We start from the raw sequence: 9100 nt of genomic DNA on the forward strand, positions 1-9100 counted from the left end.
TTGAGCCAAGAGAAGACTGCCAAGGGGGGAATGAAGGCCAAGCGCCTCAAAGCAGGCTGGGATAATGATTATCTGGCTAAAGTCTTTGCTCAATAAGATGCGTTTGCCCTGGGAGGTCTACTGTTTGAATTAAAGATTTGACGACTTGACCACATTCCCCACTCATTTGCTGTGACAAAACGTTAGTAGCATCACTAACATCCAGCTTTCCATCAGCTACCGCTTGGAGAAGTAAACGTCCAGCCTGACTATATTCGCCTCCAAGCTGCTGCTCCAAAACTTCAGTAGCATCATCAACGCCGATTTTACCGTCAGCCACCGCTTGAGCAATTGAATTGCCTAATTTGGCACCATCGGAGCCTCCTGTATATGCACCAATGATGGTTCCTGCCGCACCGAAAATCTCTCTTGTACTTATATCCTCACCCTCAAAGGCTCGGGCCGCCATATCTCCTACAGCTGCTCCGACTCCTGCGCCTGTAGGTCCTGCAATATAAGTGCCAGCAGCTGCTCCCATTGCTGCCCCAACGGTCCTCACATCAACCTGCCCATCATCAGATACATCCTCAGCTAGACGGCCTACCATTCCGCCGAGAGCACTCCCTGCCATGGCTCCGCCTGGGCCTCCAACTATAGCTCCAGTAACCCCTCCAATAATATGCCCGACAGTTGTCAAATCAGTGCCAACAGTATGAGCTGTATCAACAACACCTCTTATGCTCTCTACACTGGGATCTACAACTAGATCTACTACATTCTGTCCAATCGCATTGATATCTCCTTCAACAATAGCCTTCGCAAGCTCTGCCGTGTTGAGAGTTATATCATCTACAACATTCACAAGGGTTTCTGATGCTTCTTTCGCAACCTTTTCAAATGTCTTACTTGCTTTGTTCTGCGATTCACTCAAATCGCCCGATTCTAATTTCTTCCAAAAGTTCACTTGATCAATCCTATGAGAAACTCTTGTATTTCAGCACGTTCATTTCTATAACCTACGATGTTGGGTCTAGACTGTGGATTTTGGCTTTCAAGCGCTTGGCTCTACACTCTCCAGTTCATTACCCACACGTCTAGACAACGACCTCAAGAAAGTTAGGAATTCGAATCAAGTTTTTTGAGAATTGCGTCAAGTTTGCGCTGCATTTCCGCGTTTTGCTGCTCCAGTTTATCCACCTTGGTTTGCAGTTGACCGAGATCGTTTATTGAGTTCGCAGGTGGGAGTTGACGCATATCTCGGCCAAAGCCCATTAGGGCTGGACGCTCAACGTAGGTGACGCGGTGCAGTACCCGCCAGGTTTTGTTCGCCTTGCCTCTGGCTTGCCGGAGGGCGCGGGCTTCTTCGCTGTTGCCTGCAAGCCACTCCGGATCGACTACGTAGCTAAAGAAGTCGTTGAAGTTGTTGGTACTGCCTTCCAGATAGAAGCTCATAAAGCGGTAACGTCCGACTTTTTCGCCGGGCTGGATGGGATAGTCGCTATAGTCGGTAATGCCCCGGCTTTCAACCCCACTTAGATCGACGTTCAACTGAATCCCCTTGCTACGGGTTTCGGTTTTCGTCATAGTTTGGGTCAAACTAACAGTAGCCAGAGCAGTTAGTGATCCCCCAAAACCCAAAATGCTAACATCTCCCTCATAGCCCGACCCAAAATTCATCTCCATAGAGCTACCTATCGTGTGTTCAGCGGTCTTAGCAAAACTTTGAGATTCAGTTCGTAACCCACCATCTGCATCCCAAACATAGGTATTGACAATATTGCGCTTGCCAGAACGGATCTGGATGCTCTCCATTTTCTTTTGCCATCCAGCAAAACTTGCTGTGGCGTTGGCTCTCATGTTTTGATCTTCGATTAGTTTGTCTATTTCTGCTTGTTTCTCTGCCACCGCTGATGATTGTTGAGTTTGCGCTTCTTTAGTTTGCTGTTCCTTTTCTTGGGCTCTTGTTTGTTCAGGAGTGTGATCGCCAGCTGGCTGACTTTCTAATCGACTAACAGAGGCATCTCCAGGAGCGCTACCTCTATATGTTTCCCGATCTAATGAAGCCTCATCTACTAAACGAGTATTAAATTGAGCAAAGTAAGATTCTCGATCTTTGTCTTGCTGCTCAATCTTCTGTTTGAGATCGTAAGCCTCTTGCAAACGGTAGTAACTAGCCGGGTAGAGCGAGCCAAATTGTGATCGCATTTCAGGAACGTGTTTGAAGAATCGTTGGCTCGTGGCGCTACTTCCAGTTAGCCCATCTAAGCTACCGCTCATGGTGTAAGCAGGATTGATCAAAAAGGTGATGGTATTCACATCGGGAGGAATATTTTCAACGGGAAGAACCTGATAGCCGATCATTTTCTTCGTACGTTCCAGTCGGGTAACAAAAACATCTGCTAACGCAGAAACCACTAGAGCATAACCAATATTTTTAGGGATGAATCGCTTGCCTAAGTGGGAGAAATTAGCAGTTTGTTCTTGAGTACCGCACAACTTTAGCGTATCAGTCATTTGTGAGGACGAGCTAGAAGTGATGCTAGTCTCTCTTTTTTTTTGGGCGTTGATCTCAAGCTCGCCTTTATACCCTTTCTTTATCGAAATCTTTCTTGTGTATCCAACACCAATGTGTCCTTCTTCATCAATTCCAAGGAACACTTCCGCCTTTGCTCCAACACCAACATCTTGCGATCGTGTCCACTTAAATTCCACATCCTCCGATAAAGCGAGTTCTACCGAAGTCGCACCGTTATAGTTTTCCTCTAGGGTCAGATTTTCGCTAGGAATGGGGGGCGGACCCTCGATGTAGCCTAAAAGTGCCGGAGCAAACTGTCCATTACCAATCCATTGTAGTTCTAACTCTTCAACTCGTTTGTCAGGTAAGAGTTGAACCCCTTGGGAGGTTGAAGCCGCAAAGAACCGCCGCATCATCACGGATCTGTCTTGACTGACAGTGCTGTATTCGCTACTGACTAAAGCACCATCAGGAAAAATCGGAGGAAGATTTTGGTCTGACACCAAGATTGCCCCTTGCACCACACTGGGCATATTATCCACTAGGTTTGCGACTTTCCTTGTTGGGCCTTCGGATTGGATGTGATTCAACTGCCAGTAACCAACCAGCCCTGCTTCATTCCCTGTCAGGCGGTTGTTCATACTGCCTCCAATTTCTGCTTTTGTACGGCACTTATTCCAGATGCGAACCTCAAACAGTTTTCCTTGGAAGTAGTTGTCGACTTTGCCAATGTACTTAATAGGTGTATTTGCCAATTGAGCAAACGAAGAAGTTCCTCTCTTCCTCAACTGTCCATTGACATAAATCCTGCACTCGTTCCCATCAAAAGTTACAGCTACATGATTCCACTGGTTGGGGGCTAGAACTGCTGCGTCAGTTTGCAACGTGTAAACCTGCGTTTCATTACCAAAAGACATACAAATTTTGTTTTGCTGATAAACCCAAATTGAAGGAGCGCGCTTGTTAGCTCCTTCAGCAGGCTGATTACCTAACACACCGTGATATGCATTATCAGTAATGGTTGAGTAAATCCATACTTCTTGGGTAAAGCTACTGTTTACGCGAATCCTCTCACCCAAATCAATGCAATCATTTGCGCCATCAAACTGCATGACTATGGCTGGCTGCTCAGATATTTGATGCAAGAAGCCGATCGGTGCAGCACAGCCCCACCAGCTTGCGCCCACAACTGTACCATCAATATTCCCACGACTTTTGTTGTCCCTATCCCTAGAGGTAGTGTCTCTAACGGTAGTACCTGTTGCTTCGTTGAAGGGATAATAGGCACGTAAACCAGGTTCATTACCTGTGAGTAGAGTTTTGCTATTGACAGCAATTTCTTCTGCACTGAGGGCTATTTCCCAAATCCGAACTTCGGCAACTTTGCCAAACGGTTGTCCACTTGTATTATTGCCGATAGCAACTATGTTTCCTGTGGTTTTAGCCCTAGTTTCTCCCACTTTTCTGCCGTTGATATAGAAGGTTGTTTTGGCTTCTGCTCCATTCCCTTTGGCAACAGCAGTCAGATGATACCAACCTGTAGATAGGGATGTAAGATCGTAACCACTACTGATAAAACTACCACTCAGATAGATTCCCAATAGATCGCTATTGGCTCCTTTTTGAACAAGAACAGGGATATCTGTTGTTCCTTTAATTAAGGTATTCCATCCTTCCGTTGCGGGTGGTAAATTTTCAGGCAGTGGATAGGCAAACCAAGCTTCGATCGTCCACTCCTCACCTAAAGGAACAGGGATATCCAGGGTAACGACACTAGAACTACTATTGAAGTTCAAACACGTTCTGAGAGAATCAGGAATCCATTGTTCACCCGCCGCATTCATGTTGTCATAAGTAGCATCAAAGTTCGTCTGCCGCATTCGCCCCTGATCGTCAAAGTAGCTAAGTTGTACGTTGCCTTCGCAGGTTTCAATGGCACTGAGACGACTAGCAGGACGCACAAACCCCAATAAAGCACCTTGAGTTACCAGACTTCGCCCATCCGTCTGTAAGATGCAATTGCTTTGTGGTGTTTGTTGGCTGTTTCGTTGTGGTGTTTGTTGGCTGTTTCGAACACTGGCAATTAATTGATTGTTTATGGCGTTCAGCTCAGTTTGAAGCTGAGGCAATTGCGTGTTAACTTGCTCTAACTGTTGCTCAAGTGCCCTTTTTGTGGCCGATTGATTAGTTCCCTCTAAGGTTAAGGTCGTTTGTTCGTCTTCAAGTTGAGTTAATTGTCTACGTGCATTGTTTAACTCTATCTGTTTAGCGTTAACAGCAGACAGTGCATTGGCAATATTACTATTAGTTTGTTCACCAATGATGACAATTTTCCATTGTTGATTACTCTTTCCATGTTGGGGCCAAGGGAGCACACCAAAGTCTCCGCCCCCCCGATCTAATACGTCTCCCGTTGGCCGATGACGAATTAAATAATAATCCTCAGAATATTTTTCAGGCTTCCATTCATACTCTCTGCCACCATAACCACTGCTACTGCTATTACCAGCATAAACTTGAGCTTGTGGACTTGCGCATAGCGCCCGATCTTCATATTTCGAGACAATTAGATAATATCCATCAGTTGTTGGCACAAACTTAAAATGATTATTACTGAAGTAGGGATTACCATCAGCCCCTACGTCTGCATAGAGGAGTGATTTATCTTTTGTATTAATTCGACATATCCAAGCTTCATTAACCTGACAGATTAATTTACACCAGTAGTTTAAAGGATTATTCTGTTCTGTCTGATAACTACTTTGCAGTTGAGTTAATTGAGTCTCAAAACCCGTTATAGTTGTCTTCTGACTATTAATTGCCGCTGCTTTAGCCAATACAGCTTGTTGTTTACTAGTTCCCGTAAGACTCAAACTAGCAATATCCGCGATCAACTTTTTTCTTGTTTTAATTAGTAATACTTCTTGAGACTCCTTGTTTTCCAGTTGCTTTAAGCTTTCTTGTAACTGAAGCTGGTTATCTGCCAAAGTTTCAAGAACTATATCTTCGAGATACGTTTGTTCAGTAATGCTGTTAGAAACTAGCTGAATTCGATGTTTGCGAATCTCTAAAGTTGTCCAGATACCTTTGATGTCACTAATACCAAAAGAGCGCACCATGGATACCCCATCGGGCACTGTAAAAGTTGAACTTGCTTTGTACCAATTAGTAGCTTCTATAAGTTCAATTGTTGTTAAGCTTGGCGTAATAGTTATCCAATCTTGAGAATTCCGATTTTTCTTGCCTTTGTAGGCGAAAGTAAATATCTTGTCTCCATTCCCACTGACGTTATCACGGGTAACATTATTGCTGGTTTTGAACTCAAATTCTTCTGTATAGGTAGCCCGTTCAGCCACAGCAACTAATTCTTCGTTTTCGTATTTGATTGCTGCTGTCGATGTCCCAGGTAAGTTCCGTTGGAGAGTGGCAGCACTAACATAAGCCCCTCCACGAACAACACCGTCATGACCGTCAACAGCAAAATTGATGACCTTCCGTTCGTTCTCGCTTTCAAAAATTGCATCTAGCCGCCAATAACTAAGTAAACCGACCTCTCTCCCAGTTAGTTGCAGGTATTTATTATTGTTGATTTCGTCGACAGTACGGGCTGTGTTCCAAATACGGACATCAGAAATATGTATATTCAGTGAGGTAGGTCTACTGGCTGACCAAACACCCGGACCAATTTTGAAGCGCTGGGTAGAAGCCCCATAGGTAGCTCTTAAAGGGCTGCTTGATCCGTTTCCAATTGCAGATGTTTGAATTGTAGACCCACCTGTTTTAATATGCTGACCATCTAAGTAAAGGGTAAGACTTGTTCCATTTCCCACCACAGCAATATGATGCCAATCATTTAGCGGATAGTCATAATCGGCTAAGACTTCCCCACCTCGGCTTGTCCAGACTCTAAGCTTTCTGTTTACGATATCTAGTTGAATGACATCAGTTTGACCAAATAGGCTAACGGTTGTTTCTGGTAAGGAGAAGACTTTTACCCAACCTTCTATCGCGAAAGCAGACAAGTCATTCAATAAAAAGTTAGCTGCTTCAATTCCTGTATCCGTTTTATCAAAGGTAATTCCCCGTCGTTTTTCAGTACGCAGCCTTGCATTTATAGCAGTTCCTGGTTGCCACTTAGTTCCGTCTAAACTAAAAGTCTCCCCATCAATTTTGGTTACGGTGTAGGTACCGTTATAGTCTTTGGTGTTGACTATCTGTACCGCATCTCCATTGTCTAATCCATGATTGAGGGCAGTAACTTTTAACTTACCTGCCTCTATGATTTCGTAACTCGTGACGATGCCGTTATAAGTCAAACCCGTTTCCTCTTCAGGAATGACTTCCCAACTTCCCCCAATAGCATTGTTTGAGGTGATTTCAAAAGTATTTCTGTCAATGACTCTAACTGAGGAATGTAAGCAGTTGCAGTCACGACCTCCTGTGATTTTGACTTGTGTAATCTCTGCCTCATCTAGCTTGGCAGCCTGCTCTGAGGTGAGAATAACCCTATCGTTTTCTCCCCTGGTAAAACCAGTAATCATCCCTTGGGGTGGTAGGTTAGACTGACCGATCGCTTTGATTTCATCTAAGGTATTGAGGGGCAACAAGACTTGACGAGGAGTATTGCGTCGAATTTTTGTACTGTCTGGGATATCTTTTATCTGAGATAAAGTGCCATCTGCCGCCACTGCGAAGCTAATTGCTGCTACATTTCCTGTACTGGTGCCTATTGCCAGCATGACCCGCACTGATTCTCGAAGTAGCTGCATTCCATCATCAGTTTGTCTTTCTCGTTGCACGTTATATCTAGTCGCAGTTAAACCTTTAGCAACAGCTAGATTTCCCAGATTTAAAGTCCGCTTAATGATGCCCGGAATGCTACGAGGCTCAGGATCGAGAATTGTATAATCCTTGACCTCAAACAATCCCTCCTCAGAAGCGCGAAGAGTCGTTAGTTCAACTTTTTGAGTTGCACTGTTGTAAGCAAAAAAATACCAGCGATGCTTGTCTTGTTCACTGGTAGGCAACAAGACAACAGAAAAACAACCACTAGCAAGATTGTTGATCAGACATAATTCAGTGGTGGGTTCATAGAAAAGATTTCCATTGATATCTGAAAAATCTAAGGAGTCGATACTTGCCAGATTTCCGTCGCTCCCTCTTCGTTGGTTGGAGCTGGGCTTGTGCTTTTGCTTACTACGCTTAAAGCGAACTTCTAGCTTACGAGTTAACTGATTTGTCAATCCATCAAGAACAAAACGATCCACCAATAAGGTATTAGATTTAGACTGGCGAAAAACATAGAGATGTCCTAACCCTGATACCAACTGCACAGGTGCAACGGCTGATAGGTATTGCGTGGTGTAGAGCGATCGCAACAGATAAACAGTATTCTGCGATGCATCTTTGTAGGTAAGTTCTGCTGCTTCTTTGGCAACAACTGACTGATCTTCTGCTGATTCGTTAGGCAGCTCTAACTGTTTCCAATCTTCCCAGCCCGTCCTTTGGTTCGGGAGCTGGTTGAGGTAGCTGTCTTCAAAGCCATCTTGTTTAACGGTGTAATAGATCGTCCCATCAGCGTCCGTCGCCACAACAACGACTTTTCCTTCATGGGTCACAGTATTTACATGTTTGCAGTTATTGTTCTTGAGACTTAACAGCATGAATATTACTCCTTATAGCTCTTGAGCAGCGAGAAATTTTGGACTTGAGCAGCAAACTTGAAAGTTACAGAAGGTTTCTGCAATTTCTAGTAAGTTGCCAGTACTTAAAGTGTCTGGCGAACATCTTTAGAGCACAGGGCTTTACTTCGCCCAATTACAATCTCGAACCTTGAATATGTAAGACAGGGCGATGGATTGAAAGATAGGCAGACATTGAACAATAAAACTGCAAGCTCCAATTGCGATTTTATTGTTTGTTTTTTAAGTACTTGCCCCCAGTCTCAGGCTTAACTGGTGACATCACTTCCGTTATCTACACTTGCGTAAAGTTACTATTGTAAGTATTAAAGTTATCTGAAAATAAGAGCGGCAATTCTTGAGGCGCCCACCTAAAAGCGTTACAGCTATTCTGAATTACAATCGCTGTAGCCTTTGTGTAGTATAGCTTTAAGCCGTTTCTTTTATTGCCCGACAAGTCTATTCAAGTTTTGGAGGTTTACGCAATGAGCGAGAAGAGTTTTGTCCAAAAATTACCTAAGTAATTAGTCAAGCCTGTTTTTCCTGATTAGTCTACTATTACCAAAAAATATTTTCAAGAGTTTAAGTGGCCCTTTGCAGTAGAAACACTTAAATCTTAATGTATTAATTTTGAGTTAAAGAATAGTAAACTTACTTTAAATAAGTTGAATGTTGCCGCTGGCTTAGCACCTGGGTATTCACTTTATACAGCTGCTTAGCTTCTGCCTTTTGGGTTGCTGTAGTTTGCGCTTGCACTTTTACAGGCATCAGCGTGTTAGGAATAATCAGACTCCTAAGAAACACACTCCGGTGTGGAGGGGTGAGGGAGTAGGTCAAATCCAAGTGCCAGCGCTTTTTTCTGGAGATTCTTCACCACTCGTTCTCGATGTTGCTGCTCATAAACATCCATGCCTGGGTCTACATA

General features: G+C 43.9%; 2 protein-coding genes. Both read right to left on the bottom strand.

Annotation, left to right across the window (positions count from 1 at the left end):
• Positions 1-76 precede the first annotated feature (76 nt).
• Entirely contained in the window at positions 77-943 is an 867-nt protein-coding gene (locus NDA01_RS30605; protein ID WP_348231011.1) for a hypothetical protein, read from the bottom strand.
• A 152-nt stretch (positions 944-1095) separates the two neighbouring features.
• Positions 1096-8157 (bottom strand): LamG-like jellyroll fold domain-containing protein, encoded by a 7062-nt coding sequence (locus tag NDA01_RS30610; protein ID WP_348231012.1) that lies wholly within the window; start codon positions 8155-8157, stop codon positions 1096-1098.
• Between the last annotated feature and the right edge of the window lie 943 nt (positions 8158-9100).

The organism is Trichocoleus desertorum AS-A10 (genome assembly GCF_039962155.1).
Taxonomy (GTDB): Bacteria; Cyanobacteriota; Cyanobacteriia; order FACHB-46; family FACHB-46; genus Trichocoleus.

Bases quoted from the DNA above. Each gene is read 5' to 3' on its own strand.
- NDA01_RS30610 (WP_348231012.1), bottom strand. From the start codon at position 8,157: ATGCTGTTAAGTCTCAAGAACAATAACTGCAAACATGTAAATACTGTG.